Source organism: Desulfosporosinus metallidurans (genome assembly GCF_001936615.1).
In the GTDB taxonomy this organism is placed as follows: domain Bacteria; phylum Bacillota; class Desulfitobacteriia; order Desulfitobacteriales; family Desulfitobacteriaceae; genus Desulfosporosinus; species Desulfosporosinus metallidurans.
In genome coordinates, this window is sequence record NZ_MLBF01000212.1 from 1 (window position 1) to 394 (window position 394).

Annotated in this window: 1 protein-coding gene; it reads right to left on the minus strand. The window is 47.0% G+C overall.

The genetic code is table 11. From position 1 onward, the window contains the following. The coding region (locus DSOL_RS26430; RefSeq protein ID WP_139314655.1) for a recombinase family protein at positions 1 to 394 on the minus strand (394 nt) is incomplete at both ends.

A 394-nucleotide genomic window follows, 5' to 3' on the forward strand; every position in this document is an offset into this window, starting at 1 on the left:
CATTTGAAAGCATATCGGATATAACGCTTATACTCCATTTGTCTTTCCCTGTGGCTGTCTTAATGCCTTTTGCCTCCAGGTGCTTCTTGATTGTATCAAGACTGCATCCCTCCAGGTAAAGCCTGAATATCAGCCTCACAATTTCCGCTTCTTCCGGTACGATGGCAAGCTCTCCGTCCTGGTCTTTAGTGTAGCCTATGAAGTTTGTATGATTGAACAGTACCTTGCCCTGCTCAAATTTGCGGACAATGCCCCACCGGGTATTGGAGCTGATGGTTTCGCTCTCCTGCTGGGCTACACTGCTGAGAATGGTCAGCAGCAGTTCACCGGTGCAATCTAGGGTATTGATGTTTTCCTTCTCAAAAAACACCGCAATGTTTTTTCCCTGCAACTG